The 20,980-nt window shown below is 62.8% G+C and carries 16 protein-coding genes and 1 pseudogene; 8 read left to right on the top strand and 9 right to left on the bottom strand.

The features are described from left to right. Positions 1 to 2: 2 nt before the first annotated feature. The 3 genes from coaBC (at position 3) to VNT00_RS05930 (ending at position 3,541) form a co-directional block, all read left to right on the top strand. Positions 3 to 1,208 (top strand): bifunctional phosphopantothenoylcysteine decarboxylase/phosphopantothenate--cysteine ligase CoaBC, encoded by a 1,206-nt coding sequence (gene coaBC, locus VNT00_RS05940; RefSeq protein ID WP_325585469.1) that lies wholly within the window; start codon positions 3 to 5, stop codon positions 1,206 to 1,208. 79 nt (positions 1,209 to 1,287) lie between these two features. Continuing rightward, on the top strand, positions 1,288 to 1,737 hold the full coding sequence (gene dut / locus VNT00_RS05935; RefSeq protein WP_325585467.1) for a dUTP diphosphatase: 450 nt from the start codon (positions 1,288 to 1,290) through the stop codon (positions 1,735 to 1,737). Positions 1,738 to 2,158: 421 nt separating this feature from the next. Then, on the top strand, positions 2,159 to 3,541 hold the full coding sequence (locus VNT00_RS05930; RefSeq protein ID WP_325585465.1) for an FAD-binding oxidoreductase: 1,383 nt from the start codon (positions 2,159 to 2,161) through the stop codon (positions 3,539 to 3,541). 33 nt (positions 3,542 to 3,574) lie between these two features. On the opposite strand, the pseudogene putA reads toward VNT00_RS05930, so the two are convergent. The 6 genes and pseudogenes from putA to clpS form a co-directional block, all read right to left on the bottom strand. After that, a pseudogene (gene putA / locus VNT00_RS05925) lies at positions 3,575 to 7,144 on the bottom strand (bifunctional proline dehydrogenase/L-glutamate gamma-semialdehyde dehydrogenase PutA); the annotation flags it as partial. 2 nt (positions 7,145 to 7,146) lie between these two features. Continuing rightward, positions 7,147 to 7,776, bottom strand: a complete 630-nt coding sequence (locus VNT00_RS05920) for a PqiC family protein (RefSeq protein WP_325585463.1) — start codon at positions 7,774 to 7,776, stop codon at positions 7,147 to 7,149. After that, positions 7,773 to 9,467 (bottom strand): PqiB family protein, encoded by a 1,695-nt coding sequence (locus VNT00_RS05915; protein ID WP_325585461.1) that lies wholly within the window; start codon positions 9,465 to 9,467, stop codon positions 7,773 to 7,775. The genes VNT00_RS05920 and VNT00_RS05915 overlap by 4 nt, the downstream gene beginning before the upstream one ends. Continuing rightward, positions 9,464 to 10,687: a paraquat-inducible protein A gene (locus VNT00_RS05910; protein ID WP_325585459.1), complete on the bottom strand. Its 1,224-nt coding sequence runs from the start codon at positions 10,685 to 10,687 to the stop codon at positions 9,464 to 9,466. The genes VNT00_RS05915 and VNT00_RS05910 overlap by 4 nt, the downstream gene beginning before the upstream one ends. A gap of 111 nt (positions 10,688 to 10,798) precedes the next feature. Continuing rightward, positions 10,799 to 13,120, bottom strand: a complete 2,322-nt coding sequence (clpA, locus tag VNT00_RS05905) for an ATP-dependent Clp protease ATP-binding subunit ClpA (RefSeq protein WP_325585457.1) — start codon at positions 13,118 to 13,120, stop codon at positions 10,799 to 10,801. 205 nt (positions 13,121 to 13,325) lie between these two features. Further along, positions 13,326 to 13,649 (bottom strand): ATP-dependent Clp protease adapter ClpS, encoded by a 324-nt coding sequence (gene clpS, locus VNT00_RS05900; protein ID WP_325585455.1) that lies wholly within the window; start codon positions 13,647 to 13,649, stop codon positions 13,326 to 13,328. 189 nt (positions 13,650 to 13,838) lie between these two features. Here clpS and VNT00_RS05895 point away from each other — a divergent pair, with 189 nt between their 5' ends. Together VNT00_RS05895 and VNT00_RS05890 are read left to right on the top strand one after the other, a co-directional pair. Beyond that, positions 13,839 to 14,084 carry a cold-shock protein gene (locus tag VNT00_RS05895; protein ID WP_325585453.1) on the top strand — a complete coding sequence of 82 codons (246 nt, stop codon included), beginning with the start codon at positions 13,839 to 13,841 and terminating at the stop codon, positions 14,082 to 14,084. A 178-nt stretch (positions 14,085 to 14,262) separates the two neighbouring features. After that, entirely contained in the window at positions 14,263 to 14,628 is a 366-nt protein-coding gene (locus VNT00_RS05890; protein WP_325585449.1) for a DUF192 domain-containing protein, read from the top strand. A 136-nt stretch (positions 14,629 to 14,764) separates the two neighbouring features. Here VNT00_RS05890 and pcaF read toward each other — a convergent pair whose 3' ends face one another. The 3 genes from pcaF to xseA all read right to left on the bottom strand — a co-directional run bounded on the left by pcaF (position 14,765) and on the right by xseA (position 18,146). Continuing rightward, the gene (gene pcaF, locus VNT00_RS05885) at positions 14,765 to 15,970 is read right to left on the bottom strand and encodes a 3-oxoadipyl-CoA thiolase (RefSeq protein ID WP_325585447.1); all 1,206 of its coding nucleotides are present in this window, start codon (positions 15,968 to 15,970) and stop codon (positions 14,765 to 14,767) included. A 181-nt stretch (positions 15,971 to 16,151) separates the two neighbouring features. Continuing rightward, positions 16,152 to 16,730: a superoxide dismutase [Fe] gene (gene sodB, locus VNT00_RS05880; RefSeq protein ID WP_325585445.1), complete on the bottom strand. Its 579-nt coding sequence runs from the start codon at positions 16,728 to 16,730 to the stop codon at positions 16,152 to 16,154. Positions 16,731 to 16,814: 84 nt separating this feature from the next. Continuing rightward, positions 16,815 to 18,146 (bottom strand): exodeoxyribonuclease VII large subunit, encoded by a 1,332-nt coding sequence (xseA, locus tag VNT00_RS05875; RefSeq protein ID WP_325585443.1) that lies wholly within the window; start codon positions 18,144 to 18,146, stop codon positions 16,815 to 16,817. A gap of 673 nt (positions 18,147 to 18,819) precedes the next feature. On the opposite strand from xseA, the gene VNT00_RS05870 reads away from it, so the two are divergent. Genes VNT00_RS05870 through lpxK form a run of 3 tightly spaced genes read left to right on the top strand, consistent with a single transcriptional unit; the run spans position 18,820 to position 20,972 of the window. Further along, positions 18,820 to 19,437: a MotA/TolQ/ExbB proton channel family protein gene (locus VNT00_RS05870; protein ID WP_325585442.1), complete on the top strand. Its 618-nt coding sequence runs from the start codon at positions 18,820 to 18,822 to the stop codon at positions 19,435 to 19,437. Positions 19,438 to 19,479: 42 nt separating this feature from the next. Continuing rightward, entirely contained in the window at positions 19,480 to 19,896 is a 417-nt protein-coding gene (locus tag VNT00_RS05865) for an ExbD/TolR family protein (RefSeq protein ID WP_325585440.1), read from the top strand. Next, entirely contained in the window at positions 19,893 to 20,972 is a 1,080-nt protein-coding gene (lpxK, locus tag VNT00_RS05860) for a tetraacyldisaccharide 4'-kinase (RefSeq protein WP_325585438.1), read from the top strand. The genes VNT00_RS05865 and lpxK overlap by 4 nt, the downstream gene beginning before the upstream one ends. The last annotated feature ends 8 nt before the right edge of the window (positions 20,973 to 20,980 follow it).

Raw genomic sequence — 20,980 nt, 5'->3', positions numbered from 1 at the left:
CCATGCCCGATCTCGACCACAAACGATATGTCATAGGCCTTACCGGCGGCATCGCCTGCTACAAGATCGCCGAACTGGTGCGGCGCATGCTCGAGCAAGGCGCCGTGATCGACGTGGTCATGACCGAGGCGGCCACGCACTTCATCACCCCCACCACCATGCAGGCCCTGTCGGGCCGGCCGGTGTATCTGGACACCTGGGATGCCCGCATTCCAAACTCCATGGCGCACATCAACCTCACCCGCGGCGCCGATGCCATCCTCATCGCTCCAGCCAGCACCGATTTCATCGCCAAGCTGGCCCATGGACTGGCGGACGATCTGCTTTCCACGCTATGCGTAGCCAAGGGTTCCTGCCCCCTGCTGGTCGTGCCGGCCATGAACCGCGAGATGTGGCAGCATCCGGCCACCCAGCGCAATATCGCCCAACTGAAGGCCGATGGCGCATCGGTGCTGGGGCCCGCCAGCGGCGACCAGGCCTGCGGCGAAATCGGCGACGGCCGCATGCTCGAGCCACAGGAAATCCTGGCGGAGCTGATCGCCTTCGAGCAGCCCAAAGTGCTGGCGGGAAAGCGCGTCGTCGTCACCGCCGGCCCGACCTGCGAACCCATCGATCCGGTGCGCGCCATTACCAACCGGTCCTCCGGCAAGACAGGCTATGCCATTGCCCAGGCGCTGCGCGAGGCGGGCGCCGACGTAACCCTGATCTCGGGCCCCACCGCCCTGGCCGCTCCTTACGGAGTCGCGCGCATCGATGTGGAAAGCGCCCGCGACATGCATGGCGCCGTCATGCAGCAGGCCTTCACCGCGGATATCTTCATTTCGGTTGCCGCCGTCGCCGACTGGCATGTCAGCAACGCCAGCGAAAACAAGCTCAAGAAATCCGCCGACGGCCAGGCGCCGACGCTGCAATTCGCCCTGAATCCCGACATCCTCGCCGAAGTCGCCGCCCTGCAGAACGGACCGTGGTGCGTGGGCTTTGCCGCCGAAACCGAGAACCTGAACGAGCACGCCGAAGCCAAGCGCCGGCGCAAAGGCATTCCGCTGCTGGTGGGCAACCTGGCCCAGCAGGCCATGAATGCCGACGACACCACTTTCGTCCTGTTCGACGATACCGGCGCGCATACCCTGCCCTTGCTGCCGAAGCTGCAGGCGGCCAGGCAGCTCGTCCAGGCCATTGCCAAGCGCCTGCCTGACCGCAAGGCATAACGCCAACAAGGCTTTTCCACGCCGCCCTCCGCCGGGCGGCAACCGCTTTCCCCTTCCACCTCACAACTTGAATCGCACCGTGAAAAAAATTGCGCTGAAAATCCTCGACTCCCGCATGAACGATTGCCTTCCCGCCTATGCCACGCAAGGCTCGGCGGGGTTGGATCTGCGCGCCTGCCTGGATGAGTCCGTAACGCTGGCGCCCGGCGCCACGACCCTGGTGCCGACGGGCCTGTCCATCCATATCGCCGATCCCGGCTACGCCGCCATGATTCTTCCGCGCTCCGGGCTGGGCCACAAGCACGGCATCGTTCTGGGCAATCTGGTGGGACTCATCGATTCCGACTACCAGGGGCCGCTGATGGTATCCGTCTGGAACCGCGGACAAAACGAATTCGTGCTCGAACCCATGGAGCGCCTGGCGCAACTGATCATCGTCCCCGTCCAGCAAGTGCAGTTCGAGGTCGTCGACGACTTCGAGGGCAGCGAACGCGGCGCCGGAGGATTCGGCAGCACAGGGCGAGCCTAGCGAACCCGGCCAAATGGTCTAGTCCTGAAGGTCTAATCCCAATGCCTGGGCTCGCCCCCTGCGCCGCATGTCCAGGCGGCCGGACGCACGCAGCCCGCCTCGACCAAGGCTTCCGTTAACATAAAAATCGTGGTTGCGCCGCCTGCCCGGAACTACAATGGCGGCAGGCAGACTCCGATGCCGCGGCGCAGGGCCCAGTCTTTGCATGCACCCCTCATCGAACCGGCAGCCTCCACTGGCCATCAAACAGACTCCCGCACGGCCGCCCCTTCCGGACGACACTCGCTTCAAATTGCGGGAGCCCGGACGCTCAGACGAATGCGTAGCGTATCCAGTCGCCAACGACTCGACTGGACGCCATGCGGGTTTTGCGTTTGCGACATCAAGCGCAATTGGCAACAACGCACTGTGGGAGAAGACCATGAATGTGCAAGCCACGGATTTCACAAAACTGAAAGGCAATCTCCAGGGAGAAATCCTTGTCCCCGGCGATACCGCCTATGACACGGCGCGCGTCATCTGGAATGCCATGATCGACAAGCGGCCGGCGGCAATCGTCCGCTGCGCCGCGACGGCCGACGTCATCGAAGCCGTAAACTTCGCACGGAATCATAAGCTCGTGCTCGCCGTCCGGGGCGGCGGCCACAATATAGCCGGCAGCGCCCTGTGCGACGACGGCATCGTCATCGATCTTTCTTCCATGAAAGCCGCCGCCATACAACCCGACAAGCAGCGCGCCACGGTAGAGGGTGGAGCCACTCTTGCCGACTTCGATGCCGCAGCCCAGGCTCATGGCCTGGCCACGCCGCTGGGCATCAATTCCACCACCGGAGTCGCCGGCCTTACGCTGGGCGGAGGCTTCGGCTGGCTGAGCCGCAAGTACGGCATGACCGTCGACAACCTCGAGTCCACCGAAGTGGTAACCGCCAGCGGCGAAGTCCTGCAGGCCGACACCGCCCAGCATCCCGACCTTTTCTGGGCGCTGCGCGGCGGTGGCGGGAATTTCGGCGTCGTGACCCGATTCGAGTTTCGTCTGCACCCCGTGGGCCCCGACGTGCTGAGCGGACTCATGGTGTACCCGATTGCCGAAGCCCGGCGCATACTTCAGCAATACCGGCAGTTTGCGGATGCCGCACCGGAAGAGCTTTCGGTCTGGGCGTTGCTGCGCAATGCCCCGCCCCTGCCGTTCCTGCCCGAAAACGTCCATGGCAAGCCCATACTTGGTCTGGCGCTTTTCTACGCCGGCAACGCCAAGGCCGGCGAGCCGCTCATCGAGCCCATGCGCAAATTCGGGACACTGCTGGGCGAGCACGTGGGCATCCAGCCTTACGTTGCCTGGCAACGGGCCTTCGACCCCCTGCTCGCGCCGGGAGCGCGCAACTACTGGAAGTCGCACAACCTGTCCAAGCTCGAGGACGGCTTGTTCGACGTCGCGATTCAATACGCCCAGACGCTTCCATCGCCCCAATGCGAAATTTTTTTCGGCGCCATCGGCGGCGCGACCATGCGACCCGCGCCGGACTCCGCCGCCTACGCCCACCGCGACGCGCGGTTCATCATGAATGTCCACGCCCGCTGGGAAAGCCGGGCCGACGATGCCCGCTGCATAAACTGGGCGCGCGATTTCTTCAAGGCCTCGTCCCCTTTTGCCACCGGCGGCGTCTATGTCAACTTCCTGACCGCCGACGAAGGCGAACGCATACATTCGGCTTACGGCCCGAACTACGAACGTCTGGCGCAGGTCAAGCGCCGGTACGATCCGGACAATCTCTTTCACATGAACCAGAACGTCGCGCCGGCCTGAAAAAGGAAACGGTACCCCCACGCTGCGCCGAGATCAATCCATCGCCAGCAGACTGGCATTGCCTCCGGCGGCGGCGGTGTTGATGCTGACGCTGCACTCCCGCACGAGACATTCCTGGGCGTATCGGGCGCCCTGCGCCAGGGCCGTGGTACTTAGGCCCTGGACCGCGACAATTGGCCCTTCGAGCGCCGCCACGCTTCGGTTGAAGCGCATCAATTCATCGGCTCCGCCTTCGAACAAAGCCGCCTGGCAAGCCCAGGACGGCCCGAATGGATCGCCGGAAATCAGTTCCAGATGTTCCCGCTGCTCGAACGAGCAGGCGGCGGCCAGAGCGAGACTGGCTTCGTTCTGCACGAACACCGCCCGATTGCCCGTTGCCAGGCAAGCCTCCAACTGCGCGCGGGCGCCCGATTCGGTCGCGGCGCGGCACAACACCGATCCGCGTGGCGTCAAGCGGTAGGTATTGGCCTCGCCCGCCGGCGCAGGCAAAGCCGTTTCGCAAAGGCCGTCGCCCACGTCCGCATATTCCGGCGGCAAAGCCGGCAACCCCCCTTCGATCAGGCGCCACAGATACAAGGGGCCGCCCGCCTTCGGCCCGGTGCCCGACAGCCCTTCGCCACCGAAAGGCTGCATGCCCACCGCGGCGCCGATCATATTGCGGTTGACGTAGATATTGCCCGCGCGCAAGCGTTCGGCGATATGTGTCACCAGGCCGTCAAGGCGCGTATGCACGCCGAAAGTCAGGCCATAGCCCTTGGCATTGATGGCGTCGATCAGTCCATCCAGTTCTTCGCTCCGATAGCGAACAATGTGCAGCACCGGTCCGAACACTTCCCGCTCCAGATCACCCACGGCATCCAGCATGATCAACGTGGGCGGCACGAATGTCCCGTGCCGGCATTCCGCACCCCGATCCAGTTGCTCGACGTCGAACCCCGCCGCGCGCATCGCGCGGATGTGCGCCTCGATGGCGGCTTGCGACGCCGCGTCGATAAGCGGCCCCACGTCGGTCTCGAGGCGTCCGGGAAGCCCCATGCGCAGTTGCGCCATCGCCCCACGAAGCATCTCCAGAAGATTGTCCGCGCAGTCTTCCTGCACACACAGCAGACGCAAGGCCGAACAGCGCTGGCCGGCGGAGTCGAAAGCCGAAACCAGGATGTCCGCCACCGCCTGCTCGGCCAGCGCCGAGGAGTCCACTATCATGGCATTGACCCCTCCGGTTTCGGCAATGAGGGGAATGACCCGGCCGGCATCGTCCAGGCGCTGCGCCAAAGTACCAGCAATGGATTTGGCGACATCGAACGATCCCGTGAACATGACTCCAGCCAATTGCGGATTTTCCACCAGCGCCGCTCCGGCGCTCTCTCCGGTTCCGGGCAGCAGCTGCAAGGCGGCGGCGGGAATCCCCGATTCATGCAGCGCCGCAACGGCCTGCGCCGCTACAAGGCTGGTCTGCTCCGCTGGCTTGGCCAGAACGGTATTGCCGGCGGCCAGCGCCGCCGCAACCTGGCCGGTAAAAATCGCCAGCGGAAAATTCCACGGACTGATGCAGGCAACGGGCCCCAAAGGCCGGGCGGCAGGCGGCAACACCTCTGCCCGTTCCGCGTAATAGCGCAGAAAGTCGACGGCCTCCCGCACTTCGGCCAAAGCGCTTGGCAGGGACTTCCCCGCCTCGCGTACGATCAGCCCTATCAGGCCCGCCCTGCCTTCCTCCAGGATATGCGCGGCGCGCCGCAAGCATGCCGCGCGCTGTGCAGGCGGAACAGCCGCCCAGTCACCAGCCGCCTGCACGGCCTGGCTCACGGCCAGATCGACCTCGTCGCGGCCGGCCTCGATGACCATGCCCACGACATCGCGATGATCCGCCGGATTGAGCACAGGCCTCGCGCGCGAAGCGTTCCAGGACGATGGCTGCGCAGCGACAAGGGGGAGGGCCCGCCAGTTCGTTGCCGCGCTCTGCGCAAGCCCGTCTGCCAGCGCCTGCAAAGCCGAGTCGTCGGCCAGATCCAGCCCCGCTGAATTCACGCGCTGTTCCATCGGCCTCAGCAGGCTTTCGGGCAGCGGGATTTTTTCGTGGGGCCGACCAACCGGCCGGAGGGCCAGCGCCTGCTCCACGGGGTCGAGCACTAGCCGATCCAGTTGCACGGCGCTGTCGCCCAACTGATGCAGGAACGAAGTATTGGCGCCGTTTTCAAGCAAGCGGCGCACCAGGTATGCCAGCAACCGGTCATAAGTGCCCACGGGCGCGTAAATGCGGCACGGACGCCCCAGTCCCCCCTGCTCGGGCGCACCGACCACCTGGTCGTACAGCGCTTCGCCCATACCGTGCAGGCATTGGAACTCGTAACTGCGAGGATCGCTGCCCGGCCCGCCTGCCATCTCATACACCGTGGCCAGCGTCAATGCATTGTGCGTGGCGAATTGCGGGTAGATGAACGGACCTGCCTCCAGCATCCGCCTGGCGCAGGCAAGATACGAAACGTCGGTATGGATTTTGCGTGTATACACAGGATAATCGGCCATGCCTCCAAGCTGCGCTCTTTTTATCTCGCCGTCCCAATACGCGCCCTTGACCAGCCGTAGCATCAAGGGCTGGTTCCTCCGGCGCGACAAGTCGATCAAATAATCGACGACCGCCAGGGCTCGCTTCTGGTAGGCCTGCACGACAAAGCCCATGCCGTCCCAATCGGCAAGCCGGCCATCCGCGCAAAGGGCCTCGAGCAAGTCCAGCGACAAATCCAAGCGTTCGCTTTCCTCAGCGTCGATATTCATGCCCAGGCCGTAATGGCGCGCCAGTTCGGCCAATGATACAAGCCGCGGCAAAAGCTCGGCCATGACGCTTGCGCGTTGCGCCCGCGAGTAGCGCGGATGCAAGGCCGAAAGCTTGATGGAAATACCGGGTTCTTCGCGCGCGCCGCGCCCCTGCGACAAGCCGCCGATGGCATGAATGGCGGATTCATAGGCGCCGTAGTACCGCCGCGCGTCCGACTCGGTCATGGCCGCCTCGCCCAGCATGTCGTAGGAATGGCGATAGCCGCGCCAGCTCGGGCCGCGGCTGTTGCCAAGCGCCTGCCGTATGGTGCGTCCCGCCACGAACTGCCGTCCCAGCATGCTTACCGCCATGCTCGCCGCGCGGCGGATCAGGGGCTCTCCGCCCCTGGCGGCAAGCTGGGCAAGCAGATCCGGCAACGATGTACCCGGATGATTCTCCAGCAATCTGCCGCTCAGCATCAGTCCCCAGGATGCAGTTCGTACAAGAAGCGAAGCCCGTTCTTCCCGATGCGCGCTCCAGGCGTTGCCCGCCAGCTTGTCCCGGATGAGCGCATCGCGGGTCGCCTGGTCCGGGATGCGCAGCAACGCCTCGGCCAGGCACATGAGGGCAACGCCTTCGTGGCTGGACAAGGAAAACGCCTGGATGAAGCCCTGGACGCCGTTGCCGCGGGATTTGTCGCGCTGCGCCTGCGCAAGGCGCAAGGCCAGGTCGATGACCTCGGGGCCATACGCGCCCCCCGCATGCCGAATAAGATCGGGCACGCATTCTGTTTCAGGCCTGCGGTGCGCGGCGGCTATCCTCGCGCGCAAGCCCGCCGGGGGGTGGATATCGCCTAGGTGCACCCCTTCATTATGACGCTCCCGGCGGGAACATCAAGCGGCGTTTTGGACAATTGCGAAGCAATGGCCGCCGCCAGATAACCCACCGCCTTCTGATGCCCCCGCACCATGGACGCCACGCCAGGCTCCACCGGCACGTTTATCACGGCGCGGCATATTCTGGCCGAGGCTTTTCCGCGCGCCGGGCCATCCAGCCGCCATGTTGCGTCGATCAGGGCATGGCTGCCGTACACCGAGTCGAAACGCTGTACGGTGACGCCGATTCGCCACAGCGGCAACGACTCGGGCGTCGGCCCGCCGGGAATGTCCATGACGCCCAACCGGGCGGAAAGGTCGCTGGACAAGGCACTGCGGATTTCATCGGCCAGCGGCGATGCCCACAACGATCCGTTGAGCATCGTCATTTCGCTGCTGCCCCGCGTGCTCAGCATGATTTGCGGGCGATCCACCTGCTCAGGCACAGAAACCGGCAGCACCCTGATGGCAAAACGCGCCGGCGCCGCTGCATGAACGGCTGTCTGGGCTTGCGGCACCAAGGTGTAGTACTGCTGGCTGGCCGGGGCGGCGCACCCAGCCAGCGTGGCCGCGACGGCAATGCAAAAAAACGGCTTCACGACCCTCATGGCAAATTCCTGTTGACAGTTGGCAGGACGTCGGCGCCGCGCCCGCGCAGCAACGCCGACGGATCGGTCTGCAGATAATCGGCCAGAGCCCTTAAGGATTTGGCCGCCGCGGTCAGTTCGCGCAGGGTGCTGTCCAGGCTCCCGCCCGGTCCCGACTCCCTGCCCAGCATGCCATCGACCTTGTCCAGGGCGTTTTGCGCGGATTTCAGGGTTGCCGAGGCTTGCGGACCGAGCTTGCTGTTCAGCCCCTTGAGCAACTGATTCAGGGACTTCAGGCTGCTTTGGAGATCTTTGCCGATGCCATCGAAGGGAACGGCGTCGATCTTGGCCACGATACTGCTGATCTGCTGCTGCAGCCGGTCGAAATTGCCCGCGATGGTGGGCAGCTCGATAGGCACCTTGCTGCTGTCGAACTTGACGGGCGGCGCATTGGGGAAGAAATCCAGGGCGATCAGTTGCTGGCCGGTCAAGAGATTGGACGGCTGTATCTGCGCCCGCATCCCCTGCTTGACCAGCGGGTCGAGCAGGAACTGCCCCGAATAGGCGGCATCCTTCTCGAACTCGCGCATCTGCTCGTAGGCATCGCCGAAGCGCATCGGATACAGCACCGCCTTGACCAAGACATAGAAAGAAATGGTCTTGGGGTCGAACTCGAGGTCGATATCCGACACCCGGCCCAGGTCCATGCCACGGAACTCCACCGGAGAACCCAGCTTCAGGCCACGGATCGACTGATGGAAGATCATGTTGACATGAATGGGCGGGCCGTCGGGATCGGCCATGGCCTGCGCCTCGGAGGAGTTCAGCGTAAACGCGGAGTCCGCCGGCGCGGGCTTTTCGTTAGTCTCGTCGACCGAGCGGAATGCAATGCCGCCGGCAATGACCGATGCCAGCGATCCCATGCGAAGGTCGACCCCCGAAGGGCTCAAAGAAAGGTCTATGCCGCTGGCATTCCAGAAACGGGTATCCGCCGTGACGAATTTATCGTTCGGCGCATCGATGAAAATCTGCACGTTGACCGTGCGGCCCGAAGCGTCGAGGTGGTAGTCGATGACCCGGCCGACGGGGATGCGGCGGTAATACACCGGAGAACCGATTTCAATCGACCCCAGATCGGCCGCATGCAGCAAGAAGCGCGTGCCCGATCGGTCGTTGGCGACCTCGGGCGGTTTTTCCAGGCCCTTGAATTCATAAACGGCCGGCCCGCTTTCCGCCGAGCGCACGGTATCCACGCTGATGTAGGCGCCCGACAGCAAGGTATTCAGGCCCGACACGCCGCTGACGCCAAGGCGCGGCCGCACCACCCAGAAACGCGTGCCCTTGCGTGTAATGTAGTGCGAGCCCTCCCGGTTGATTTGCGCCTTGACCAGAACCTTGGCGCGGTCGCGCGACACGCGGATGCCGGTGACGACGCCGACCACGACATCCTTGTAGCGGATTTTGGTCTGGCCGACCTCCAGCCCTTCGGCCGATTCGAAGCTGATGGTGACGACGGGCCCGGTGTTCAGCCATGACCGAACCAGCAGCGATGCGCCAACCAGCGCCGCCACCAGGGGCACCAGCCATATCCAGGAAAACCGCATCGAGCGCCGGGGCGTAATGCGCGGCTTCGCCACGCCGTCCGGGGCCGACTCCACGCCGGGGCCCCCTCGGTCAGCGTGCGGCTGCGACGGCGTGTTTGGATCTGTCATGCATTTTCCTTGTGATCTTCATGTGCATTTTCTTTTTGTCTTGGCGTGCCGTCTGGTGCGCCATCTTCGCGGCGGCGATGATCCCAGCCCATCCTGGGATCGAAGCTGTGAGCGGCAAACATGGTCAAGACCACGACCATGCCGAAGCTTGCCGCTCCGGCTCCGGCGGTGATCTGCGAAACACCCGGGAAATCGGCCATCGCGGACAGCAGGATCACGACAAAGACGTCGAGCATGGACCATTGGCCGACAAACTCCACCAGTTCGTACAAACGCGTGCGCTGGCGCTGGACCGCCACCCCCTTCCACTGGCGTTTTACCATAAGGACGGCCAGTGCGAACAGCTTGGTCATGGGCACGACGACGCTGGCGACGAAAACGATTACGGCCAGATCCCAGGAACCCAGCCGCCATAGCTCGACCACGCCTCCCAGAATGGTATGCGAGCTTACGCCGGTCGGGAGCCGCACATTCATGACCGGCAGAATGTTGGCGGGAATGTACAGGATCGCGGCGGCAATGACCAGGGCCCACACCCGTGCCAGCGGTTCGGGCTTGCGCCAATGCAGCGCGGCGCCGCAGCGGCCGCAGGATTGCTTTTCGTGGTGATGCCACGGCTGGACGTAGCCGCACTCGAGGCAGTCTGCCGCCGTATCGGCGGGACCCAGCAGTTCGCCCGAGACAGGCGCCAGCCCCTGGTCTTCGGCATAGCGCCACAAGCGATGCGCCGACACCCGGCTCAGCATCGTCATCATGGCGCTGAGCACGGCAAACGCCCACAGCCCCGGCTCGACGCTGACTGTTGCCATGCCCGCCAGCTTGACGATGGCCACCAGCACGCCCAACAACAAAACGGGAATCATGCTCCAGACGGAAATGGCGCGCAGCACGCGCAGCCCGTAATGAAAGTCGTCCGGCAAGCGGCCCGCCCTCAGTGCCATCAGCGCCCACAGCAAGAACAGTATCTGCCCCAATGGAAACACCAGGCCAAACAAGCCCGTCATGATCGCGACGAACTCGTGCCCCTGCTGCCAGGTTAGCAACAAGGCATCGGCCAGGGTGACCCGCGCGACAAGGCCCTGGGCGCTTAGCGAAGCAATGGGAAACCAGTTGGCGATGGCGAACACCACCAGGGTGCCCAGAACCAGTGCAATCCAACCCTGCAGCGGAACCGCGCTTTGACGATAGAGAGCGTAGCCGCACTGCGTGCACGATGCCATTGCGCCCGCCTGTATGGGCAAACGCTCATGCAGGCGGGCGCAATGGGGACACGCTATAAGCGGCGGCCGATGCATCGGGATGGGCCAATGCTCGATACGCGCCGGCGGGACCTAGTCGACAAGCTCGATTTCCGAATCGACGGGGGGATGAGGCTTGGCCTTGGCATCTTTGCCCTGGGTGGGGGAAATATCGAGCGTGATTTTCTCGTCGTCGTCGATATCGACCGTGACGTGGCCGCCATCGACCAGGCGGCCGAACAGCAACTCGTCGGCCAGGGCGCGGCGTATGGTGTCCTGGATGAGCCGCTGCATGGGCCTGGCGCCCATGAGGGGATCGAAGCCCTTCTTGGCCAGGTAGTCGCGCAAGGCCTGTGAAAACACGACGTCGACGCGTTTTTCGTGAAGCTGGTCTTCGAGCTGCATGAGGAACTTGTCGACCACCCGCAAGATGATGTCGCGCGACAGCGGCGTAAAGCCGATGATGGCATCGAGCCGGTTGCGGAACTCGGGCGTGAACATGCGCTTGATGTCGACCATTTCGTCGCCGACCGTGGCGGGCGCGGCAAAGCCTATGGTGGTGCGATTCAGGGTTTCGGCCCCCGCGTTGGTGGTCATGACGATGATGACGTTGCGGAAATCGGCCTTGCGCCCGTTGTTGTCGGTAAGCGTGCCGTGGTCCATGACCTGCAGCAGGATGTTGTAGACGTCGGGGTGGGCTTTTTCGATTTCGTCGAGCAGCAGCACGCAATGCGGCTGCTTGCTGATGGCCTCGGTGAGCAGGCCGCCCTGGTCGAAGCCCACATAGCCCGGAGGCGCCCCGATAAGACGCGACACCGCGTGGCGCTCCATGTATTCGGACATGTCGAAGCGGATGAGCTCGATGCCCAAGGTAAAGGCCAACTGGCGGGCGACCTCGGTCTTGCCAACCCCCGTAGGCCCGGAGAACAGAAAGGAGCCGATGGGCTTGTCGGGCTTGCCAAGACCGGAGCGGGCCATCTTGATGGCGCTGGCCAGCGCCTCGATGGCGGCGTCCTGACCGAACACCACGGTTTTAAGGTCGCGCTCGAGCGTGGCAAGCTTGTTGCGGTCGTCGCTGGACACGCTTTGCGGCGGAATACGCGCGATCTTGGCGACCGTGGCCTCGATTTCGGCCTTGCCGATGAGCTTCTTTTGGCGCGAACGCGGCAGCAGCCGCTGCGCGGCGCCCGCCTCGTCGATGACATCGATGGCCTTGTCGGGCAGGAAACGGTCGTTGATGTGGCGCGCGGCAAGCTCGGCGGCGGCGGTAATGGCCGCCGACGAATAGCGCACGCCGTGATGTGCCTCGAAGTGGCCTTTCAGGCCGCGCAGGATTTGTATGGTCTGCGCCACGGTGGGTTCGGCCACATCGATTTTCTGGAACCGGCGCGACAGCGCGTGGTCTTTTTCGAAGATGCCGCGATACTCGTTGTAGGTGGTGGCGCCCAGGCACTTGAGCTGGCCGGACGACAGGGCCGGCTTGAGCAGGTTGGACGCGTCCAGCGTACCGCCCGACGCCGAGCCGGCGCCGATGAGGGTATGGATTTCGTCGATGAAGAGAATGGCGTTGGTGTTGTCCTTGAGCGACTTGAGCACGGCCTTGAGGCGCTGCTCGAAGTCGCCCCGATACTTGGTGCCGGCCAGCAACGCGCCCATGTCGAGCGCAAAGACCTGCGCGCTGGCCAGGATTTCGGGCACGTCGCCCTGCGTGATGCGCCACGCCAGCCCTTCGGCGATGGCGGTCTTGCCTACGCCGGCCTCTCCCACCAGCAGAGGATTGTTCTTGCGGCGGCGGCACAGCACCTGGATGACGCGCTCGACCTCGAGCTCGCGGCCGATGAGCGGATCGATGCGGCCCTGGCGGGCCTCGGCGTTGAGATCCAGCGCGTAGAGTTCGAGAGGCGACTTTTGCTGGTCGGATTTGTGCTCGGCCTCGGGATTGGCCTGCTTGGCCGGCTCGACGCTGGGCTCCTCGGCCGACTTGGTAATGCCGTGCGACAGGAAATTGACCACGTCCAGGCGGGTGACGCCCTGCTGCAGCATGTAGTACACGGCGTGCGAATCTTTTTCGCCGTACATGGCGACCAGCACGTTGGCGCCGGTAACCGTGTTTTTATTGGAGTTGCCGGACGAGACATGCATGATGGCTCGCTGGATGACGCGCTGGAAGCCCAGGGTGGGCTGGGTGTCGACCTCTTCCTCGCCGGGGAACACGGGGGTGTTCTCGGCGATGAATTTGCGCAGGTCCTGGCGCAGCGCCTCGATGTTGGCCGAGCAGGCGCGCAAGACCTCGACCGCCGCGGCATTGTCCAGCAAGGAAAGCAGCAGGTGCTCTACGGTAATAAATTCATGCCTGGCCGTGCGGGCCTCGACAAAAGCCATGTGCAGGCTGACTTCAAGTTCTTCAGAGATCACGCTTCCTCCATTGCATTACGAAGCGGACAAACATCGTTAAGTTCTATTCTATGACTAAATCATGCCATCGTATTAACCGTTGAGCCTGGAACCGCGTGAGTGTTACCAGATAACCTCAAAAGCAAAACCGACATCCATAAAAGAGCCATAACGACACGCTTAGCATTAACTATACCTGCATGCGCGCCACTTGTGGAATTGGACACTAGGCATCGGGCGCAGGTTCCATGATGCATTGCAAAGGATGCTGCCTGGCCTGGGCAAGCTGCCGCACCATTTCGACCCGCGTTGCGGCGATATCGCGCGGATACACGCCACAGACCCCCCGCCCCTCGTGATGGACCTTGAGCATGATGCGGGCGGCTTCGTCTTCGTCCTTGCCGAAAACGCGCCGCAACACATTGACGACGAACTCCATCGGTGTGTAGTCGTCGTTCAGCAGCACCACCTGATACATGGGCGGAGGGGCAAGGCGGGTAGCCTGACGATCGAGCACCGTGTCGCGTTGAGTGTCGGTATTTATAGCCATAAATAAATATTAAATATAAGTAGTTACCATAGTTGACTATTTCGGGGTAAGTTACGCATTATCGTAATGTTCTGAGTGTTACTAAGTATTTAGTAAGCATATTTGGTAGCCACCCCCAGAAATTTCAAGGCTAGAAGCAACCCTTGTAGTCAAGTTTCAACCTTACACTAAAGTCGAGAGGCAGTACGTATGTCTGATTCAAGCACCACCTCCACTCCTGAAAACACCCAAAAATTGACGGGCACCGTCAAATGGTTCAATGACGCCAAGGGCTTCGGCTTCATTACGCCCGACAACGGCGGCGAAGACCTGTTCGCCCATTTTTCGTCCATTCAAATGAACGGCTTCAAAACCCTTAAAGAGGGCCAAAAGGTTGCCTTTGAAATCGCCCAGGGCCCCAAGGGAAAGCAAGCTCTCAACATCACGGCTGCCTGATCGCGCATCTCATAACAAAAAACAAACAATGTTTTTACGCTTCCATACGACGGGATTTTTCAATCCCGTTTTTTTCTGCGCCCGAAGCCGATACAACCCCGTAAAAAACCGCCTTATCCGCCTTGCCGCGATCCTGTCTGCCAGTTTAATTCCGCAGCTCGCCGCGGCACAAGCTGCGTTGCTGCCGACCACCGAACTGCAGGTCGGCACGTCCGCCGTCAACGCCGAAATCGCCTCTACCGAAGCCACCCGGGCCTACGGCCTGATGCACCGCAAATCGCTGCCCGAGAATCACGGCATGCTGTTCGTCTTCGACACGACCGACGTCTATTGCTTCTGGATGAAAAACACCCCCTTGCCGCTTTCGATCGCCTTCATCGACGCCAAGGGAGAAGTCGTGAACACGACCGAGATGCAGCCTTTGAGCGAACAGCCCCACTGCCCTGCCAAGCCCATCAGGTACGCGCTTGAAATGAACAAAAGCTGGTTTGCCAGCCACGGTGTTGCAGCCGGAACGCGGGTTTCAGGCCTGCCCCGGCCCTAGCGTGCCTCCAAAACCAAGGGGGCTTTTCTTCAGATCCACGCACCTGAAAAAAAGCCCCCTTTCATCGTCCCGCCAGCGGCGGGATCCAGGCGATCCGGCCGGCATCCGGCCGGCCGCAGTTGCCGGTTGACGGCGCTTAAACGCGCTCGAGGATGACCGCGATGCCCTGGCCGACGCCGATGCACATGGTGCACAGCGCGTAGCGGCCGCCGCTGCGATGCAACTGATTGACTGCCGTGATGGCCAGGCGGGCGCCGCTGGCGCCCAAGGGATGGCCCAGCGCAATCGCGCCGCCATTGGGGTTGACGCGGGGATCGTCATCGGCCACGCCCAGCATCCGCAATACCGCCAGGCCTTGCGACGCAAAGGCCTCGTTGAGTTCGATGACGTCCATTTGGTCGATGGAAAGGCCGGCCAGGGCCAAGGCCTTTTGCGAGGCCGGAGCTGGCCCGATGCCCATGATGCGCGGCTCGACACCCGCCGTGGCCATGGCCACCACGCGGGCGCGCGGCACCAGCCCTTGTTCCTTGGCCGCCGCTTCGGACGCCAGGATCAGGGCGCACGCGCCGTCGTTGACACCAGACGCATTGCCGGCCGTAATGGTGCCGTCGGGACGGACGATGGGCTTGAGGCGCGCCAGCGCTTCCATGGTCGTTGCACGGGGATGCTCGTCGGTATCCACGACGATGGGATCGCCTTTTTTCTGGGGAATGGATACCGCGGTGATTTCTTCACCGAGGATGCCGGCTTTTTGGGCCGCCGCCGCCTTGGTCTGGCTGGCCAGGGCGAAGATGTCCTGGTCTTCGCGTGAAACCTTGAACTGATCGGCTACGTTTTCGGCCGTTTCGGGCATGGAGTCCACACCGTACTGGGACTTCATGAGCTTGTTGACGAAGCGCCAGCCTATGGTGGTGTCGTAGATGGCGGCGCTGCGGGAAAACGCGGTTTCAGCCTTGCCCGTCACGAACGGCGCGCGGCTCATGCTTTCGACCCCCCCGGCCAGCAGGAAGCTGGAATCGCCCGAACGGATGGCGCGGGCCGCCGTGCCGATGGCGTCGAGCCCCGAACCGCACAAGCGGTTGATGGTGGCGCCCGGCACACTTACCGGCAAGCCGGCCAGCAGCGTGGACATGCGGGCCACGTTGCGGTTGTCCTCGCCCGCCTGATTGGCGCAGCCGAACAGGACGTCGTCCAGGCGGGACCAATCGACGTTGGCATTGCGCTGCATCAGCGACTTGAGGGGGGCAGCCCCCAGGTCATCGGCGCGAACCGCCGCCAACGACCCGCCGTAGCGGCCAAAAGGAGTACGGATTGCATCGCAAATAAAAGCTTGAGTTGTCATAGTTGGGATCCTGAGCAGTCGAAGATCGAAAAAAACAATAACGCTATCTTAGCTCAATAAACAAAGAACCCCCGCAGGCGGGGGTTCCGGCATCCGGGCCAGTTGGACCGGGGGACGGGGCCAGGCGGCCCCAGGCGCCATCCAGACCGGGCCAAAGGCCCGGGCCAGGATTGGGAAGGAATCAGCCCAGGTTCTTGGCCGCGAAATCCCAATTGACGAGGTTCCAGTAGCTTTCCAGGTACTTCGGACGCGCATTGCGGTAGTCGATGTAGTAGGCGTGCTCCCAGACGTCACAGGTGAGCAGGGCCACGTCGGAGGTGGTCAGGGGCGTGGCGGCATTGCTGGTATTGACGATATCGAGCGAGCCGTCGGCCTTCTTGACCAGCCAGGTCCAGCCCGAACCGAAGTTGCCGGCCGCCGATTTGTTGAAGGCTTCCTTGAACGCGGCAACGCTGCCCCATTTGGCATTGATGGCAGTGAGCAGCTTGCCGGTGGGTTCGCCGCCGCCGTTGGGAGACAGGCTGTTCCAGTAGAAGGTGTGGTTCCAGACTTGCGCCGCATTGTTGAAAATGCCGCCCGACGCCTTCTTGACGATATCTTCGAGCGAAGCGGATTCGAATTCGGTTCCCGGAACAAGGTTGTTCAGGTTGGTGACGTAGGCCTGGTGATGTTTGCCGTAGTGGAACTCAAGCGTTTCTTTGGAAATGGTGGGAGCCAGGGCATCAAGTGCGTACGGAAGGGGTGGAAGCGTAAAAGCCATGTTCAATATCCTTCAAAAAAAAATCGGTGTTGACTGATTTAAAATTCAGGCGACCCGCCTATTGTAGGGTGCCGAAGCGCCCGCCTACAACAAGCCGGATGTGCGTTGTACCTGGACATCGGCACTGCCTTGCGCCAGTTCCAGATTCAGACGGTCTCCCTTGCTCAAGTCTAACGCATTTTTCACCACGCCTCCGTGCTCGTCCCTCACGATGGCATAGCCGCGTTCAAGAATTTTTCGCGGACTCAGTGCCTGCAGCGTCAGCGCCGCGGCCGACAGGCGCGCGCGCTGTTGCGCCAATTGACGCGGCGCGGCGCCCGACAAACGCTGCAGCACCAGCTCGAGATCCCGGCGCAAGCGCCCCACCTGAGGGTCGATGCGCGCCAACCGGCCACGCACCATGGCCAGGCTCTCCCTGCGGCGCTCTTGCGGCACCCCGGCCGCGCGGGCCAGGCGGGCCTTCAGGGCCTGCAGACGCTCGCCCTGCTGCGCCAGGCGCTGTTGCGGTGAAATCAGCATGGCGATGGCCCGATCCAGCCTTAGCGACGCTCGCTCGATGAGCCGCAACTGCTGCGCCGCCAGGGTTCCAGCGGCTGCCGCCACTCTGTCGAGGCATGCCTGTCGAGGCAGACAGCATAGTTCCGCGGCGGCCGTCGGGGTGGGCGCGCGCAGATCCGCCACGAAATCGGCAATGGTGAAATCTGTTTCGTGCCCCACACCGCAAATAACGGGAATGGGGCTTGCCGCAATCGCCCTGGCCAGGCCTTCGTCGTTGAAGCTCCATAAGTCTTCGAGGCTGCCGCCGCCACGCACCAGCAAAATGGTGTCGACTTCGTTGCGCAGCACAGCATTGTCCAGGGCCTGGATCAGTTGCGCGGCGGCCTCGGCGCCCTGCACGGGAGCCGGATAAATAATGACCGGCACTTGCGGAGCGCGCCGCTGCAACGCCGACAGCACGTCCCGCAATGCGGCGGCGGCCAGCGAGGTAACAACCCCCACCGCCTTGGGCAGGCTGGGGATGGGTCTTTTGCGTTCGGGATCGAAAAGCCCCTCGGACGCCAGCTTTTCCTTCAGCAGCAGAAAGGCTTCGTGCAGATCGCCCAGCCCCGCGCGCCGCAATGTCTCGACCTGCAACTGGTAGTCGCCGCGCGCTTCGTACAGCGTGACACTGGCCCGGAACTCGAAACGCTCGCCGGCCTTGGGCACGAACCCCACCGCCTGCGCCCGCCCCCGGAACATGACGGCCCGCACCGAGGCGCGCTCGTCCTTGATGGTGAAATACCAGTGCCCCGACGCCGCCTGGGTAAAGTTGGAAACCTCGCCCTTGACCCAGACTTGCGAAAAATGCCCCTCCAGCAATTGCCCCACCTGGCGGTTGAGCTGGGCCACCGACAAGACGATCTCGTTCTTAAGCACGCGAAAATCCCAAAAAGAATAAAACCCATCCGGAAAACGCCGGATATCCGGCGGGCCGGAAACTCCGAAATAGTACCCCAAGCCGTGTTCTTGCGGGCTTGCCCCGCCTTGCCGCGAAAACGCCGGATACCCGTGAAAATCCGCCGTTGAAAGGCACCGAATTTGACGCCGGGCGGAAACTCTGTCCACAGGAAACCAAGACCCGTCAACTTTTTGAAATATCAGGCCGATTTCGGCCAAATTTAAAAAAAATCTTATATAAGCCGAATAAGCTTATGATTAATATGATTTTTCCAAAAAAAACCTCAGTGGACTTAAATTAACCATCGAACCTCCAGACCAGCTAAAGCAAGCCTATCGGCGCAGTTGTGCACACAATTATCCACAGTTTCTGTGGATAGACGCCCGAGAGCATTGCCACATGCGGTTTTATCTTCATTCTTGAAGCAATACGGGACTTTTCAGCCATACTTTTTCTGTAAGCCCGTATCTAGGCCATTTTGATTAATCCCCGGCGGCCATCGCCGCAAACCACGAGGCCATGCAAGCTCTCAAAACAATTCACCCGCATCAGCCAAACCTTTGCGGCCGGCCCGAAGACTCCTTAATTTAAAATACTTCATTACCCTATACTCCCAGCTATGAACAACGCGTCCCCCGGCGGAGAAATACATTGCTTGAAATCATCCATAGCGCAGGCTGGCCCATCTGGCTGCTGCTGCTCACCTCGGTTTTCGGGCTGGCCCTCATTATCGAGCGCCTGTTCTCGCTAAGGGCCAGGCAGATCCTGCCGCCCAATCTGCTGGCCCAGGTAAGCGAGATGGTGCGCCAGCGCCAGGACACTCCGGAAGCGCTGAGCCTGCTGGCTACGAGCTCTCCCCTGGGCCGGGTGCTGGCCGAAGTCGTCGCCGCGAACAGCGAACCCCCGCACCTGCGCCAGGCCGCCATCGAGGATGTCGGCACGGACGTATCCCACAGGCTGAGCCGGTATCTGCCGGCGCTAGGCACCATCGCTGTCGTCGCGCCCCTGCTGGGGCTGTTCGGCACGGTGGTGGGCATGATAGAAATCTTCGCCGCCTACTCACCCGCCGGAGGCGATCCGGCGCAACTGGCTCACGGCATTTCCATCGCGCTGTACAACACAGGGTTTGGCATACTCATCGCCATTCCGGCCCTGATTTTCCATCGCTACTTCCGCTCCCGCGTCGACGACTTCCTGCACCAGATGGAAAGGCAGGCCAGCGCGCTGAACCGCTACCTCGGCAAAGAGCGTCCCCATGAGCCGCGCTGACGACAACAGCGCCCGGCAAATCGCCCACAAGGGAGTGCAGCCATGAATTTTCGCCGCCGCAAAACCGGCGGCGATGAGCTGGAAATCAATCTCATCCCGCTCATCGACGTCCTGCTGGTCATCGTCATATTCCTGACCGCCACCACTACGTTCACCCGAATCAGGCAGCTCAAGATCGATCTTCCCCAGGCCCAGGCCGACAGCACGCCGAATGCCGAGGCTATCGACATTGCCGTCAGCCAGGACGGCCTTTACGCGCTGGACGGCAATCTGATCGCCGGACGGGATATCGCCGATATCGCCGCGGCGCTGCGGGATGCCGTCGCGGCGGGCAAAGAGCCCACCCTGGTCATCAATGCCGATGCACTGAGCTCCCACGAGTCTGTCGTACGGGTCATGGAAGCGGCGCGCCAGGCAGACATCCACCGCATCAACTTCGCCACCCAAAGCCCGCATTGAAAGCCCCTTCCGCCCACCTCGAACGCTTGCATCGCATGTGGCAAGGCAAAGGCCTGGGCAGCACGCTTTTGCTGCCGCTGTCCTGGCTGGTCCGCCTGGCCGTGCTCGGCAAGCGCAAGCGTTTCCTGGACAGGCCCGATTCGGCGCCGCAAGAAACCCGACCGGTCATCGTCGTCGGCAACATCCTGGTGGGGGGCACGGGCAAAACCCCGGTCGTCATCGCCGTAGCCAACGCCTTGCGGGCCAAAGGCTGGCATCCGGGCGTCATCAGCCGGGGCTATGGCGTGAAGCTCAAGGGGGCTCCCCGCACAGGGCAAGGCCGCCTGGACGCGGCGGGGTTCGGCGACGAACCAGCGCTCATAGCACGCGCCACCGGCACGCCGCTGGCGGTACACCCGCAGCGCAATCTGGCGCTGCAAGCCCTGGTCCGCGCCTACCCCGACGTGGATGTCGTCATCTCGGACGACGGGCTGCAGCACCTGGCCCTGCGGCGCGACATCGAAATCGTCGTGCAGGACGCGCGGGGCGTGGGCAATGGCCGGCTGCTGCCGGCCGGCCCGCTGCGCGAGCCCGCGGACAAGCTGAACCAGGTGGACTATGTGATCACCAACCTGGCAGCCGGCCAATCGGCGCCGCCCCGCCTGGACATAGCCGCGCGGCAACTGACCATGAGCCTGTGCCCGGAACGGCTCGTCCACCTGGTTTCGGGCCGCAGCGCAAGCTGGCCCGAATGGCTGGCCCGCGAAGCCGACGGCAGCATCGCCGCCGTGGCGGCCATCGGCCAGCCCGAACGCTTCTTCTCCATGTTGCGCGCCCAGGGCCTGACACTGTCGGCCGCCATCGCCCTGCCCGACCACGACGACTACAGCCGCTCTCCGTTCAGCGCCCTGACCGCAAAGCATATTCTCATCACCGCCAAGGATGCGGTAAAGTGCGCGCGCTTCGACGACCCGCGCCTGTGGGTGGTCATGGTGGCCCCGCAGTTTTCCGATCCGGGCTGGCTGGACGGCCTGGACGCAAAACTGCACGCCATCGCCGAGAAAAAAAACGCCGAGAGCATTACACTCTTTGCTTGACACTAAAC

The organism is Eoetvoesiella sp., from assembly GCF_035555955.1.
Classification (GTDB): domain Bacteria; phylum Pseudomonadota; class Gammaproteobacteria; order Burkholderiales; family Burkholderiaceae_B; genus Eoetvoesia.
This window is presented reverse-complemented; position numbering and strand designations above follow the sequence as displayed.

Bases quoted from the DNA above. Each gene is read 5' to 3' on its own strand.
- coaBC (WP_325585469.1), top strand. From the start codon at position 3: ATGCCCGATCTCGACCACAAACGATATGTCATAGGCCTTACCGGCGGC.
- VNT00_RS05930 (WP_325585465.1), top strand. From the start codon at position 2,159: ATGAATGTGCAAGCCACGGATTTCACAAAACTGAAAGGCAATCTCCAG.
- VNT00_RS05920 (WP_325585463.1), bottom strand. From the start codon at position 7,776: ATGAGGGTCGTGAAGCCGTTTTTTTGCATTGCCGTCGCGGCCACGCTG.
- VNT00_RS05915 (WP_325585461.1), bottom strand. From the start codon at position 9,467: ATGACAGATCCAAACACGCCGTCGCAGCCGCACGCTGACCGAGGGGGC.
- VNT00_RS05910 (WP_325585459.1), bottom strand. From the start codon at position 10,687: ATGGCATCGTGCACGCAGTGCGGCTACGCTCTCTATCGTCAAAGCGCG.
- clpS (WP_325585455.1), bottom strand. From the start codon at position 13,649: ATGGCTATAAATACCGACACTCAACGCGACACGGTGCTCGATCGTCAG.
- VNT00_RS05895 (WP_325585453.1), top strand. From the start codon at position 13,839: ATGTCTGATTCAAGCACCACCTCCACTCCTGAAAACACCCAAAAATTG.
- pcaF (WP_325585447.1), bottom strand. From the start codon at position 15,970: ATGACAACTCAAGCTTTTATTTGCGATGCAATCCGTACTCCTTTTGGC.
- sodB (WP_325585445.1), bottom strand. From the start codon at position 16,730: ATGGCTTTTACGCTTCCACCCCTTCCGTACGCACTTGATGCCCTGGCT.
- VNT00_RS05865 (WP_325585440.1), top strand. From the start codon at position 19,480: ATGAATTTTCGCCGCCGCAAAACCGGCGGCGATGAGCTGGAAATCAAT.